Source organism: Vibrio sp. Vb1337 (assembly GCF_033338715.1).
In the GTDB taxonomy this organism is placed as follows: Bacteria; Pseudomonadota; Gammaproteobacteria; order Enterobacterales; family Vibrionaceae; genus Vibrio; species Vibrio alginolyticus.
Genome location: NZ_JAWOTD010000183.1, coordinates 1 through 1,176, shown reverse-complemented (window position 1 = coordinate 1,176; position 1,176 = coordinate 1). Strand labels below are relative to the sequence as shown.

Here is a 1,176-nt window from a genome sequence, read left to right as displayed (position 1 = left end):
AAACGTCCCACAACGTTTGGATGGTAAGACCAAGTATGATCAAACATCGACATTAACGCAGGGTTTCCGTATTTAGATAAACTGATCGCATGGAAGCGGTTTTTCTTCGCTTTAAGCGCATCCACTTTTGCCAACAACTCATCTTGCTGTTTTGGCGCAATAAAATCAGAAATTACCACCATGTCGGCGTTTTTGTATTTATCTCCACTCATCAAATCGATGGATTTGATAAGCGTTGGCTCCAAATCTGTACCACCATGGAAACTGTACGTTAAGAAATCGGCGGCCTCACGCAAACCATCTTGTTTGGTGAGCTCATAGGTAATGTGTTCAGTAGAGAAAATGATCACGTAACAATCGCGCTGTTCGGCCAGTGCGATCTGCATTAACGCATACGCCATCGCTTTTGCGCACTGCTCAGGGAAACCACTCATCGAGCCAGAGGCATCCACACAGACGATGAACGGCCCTTTTTCGATATCCACAGCTTTGTTGTCTGGACGATGCGCTTTGACTTTACGTAAAGTGCGAGATTTACCTTGCGTGCGATAGTTCATTAAACGCTTGTCGACCAGATGCTTGTAGAACACAACTTCTAGCTCAGGGTAAGCCAAAAACATGGTCTCGTTTGGCAGCAGCTTGTTGAGATCGTCACTTTCATGGATACCGACGATATCATCCGTCGCTTCGTTGTGTGTTTCTTCAACCTTTTTTAGCTCTCCTGCTGGTGCACGGTTTAAGTCATGAGCAGGCACTTGCCCAGCCAGACGTCCAAGCTGTTCTGCGATTTCTTGCAAGCCTTTGTGCTTTTTCAAAAACTCCGCATGACGCTTCATCACCGTTAAATCGGTTTTGCTGAGTTTTGCCGAAGCCATATCCCACAATCGCCCTACGCTTTCAGCGTCGCCAGATTCCGGCACTTTATCCATATTGCGCATGGTTTCCATACGTTGATACAGATCGTTAAGAACTTTCTCTTTGTTGGCTTCTAACTCACTTACTTGCGCCTGTTTAATTGCATCAGCGAGGCTTTGATACCATTGGTCACAGAAGTAATGCGGGAACATAGGGTTATTAACCCCTTTGTTTTTCTCCATCATGCGGCGTGCTTGCATATAAAACGCGGAGTGCCACTCAAGCTTTTTGATCACATCCTCTATGCGCTCAAAAAACTCG

At 45.7% G+C, this 1,176-nt stretch carries 1 protein-coding gene; it reads right to left on the bottom strand.

Translation table 11 applies throughout. The features are described 5' to 3' along the window. On the bottom strand, nucleotides 1-1,176 hold a 1,176-nt coding region (viaA, locus tag R7E42_RS24870), incomplete at both ends, for an ATPase RavA stimulator ViaA (RefSeq protein WP_318073215.1).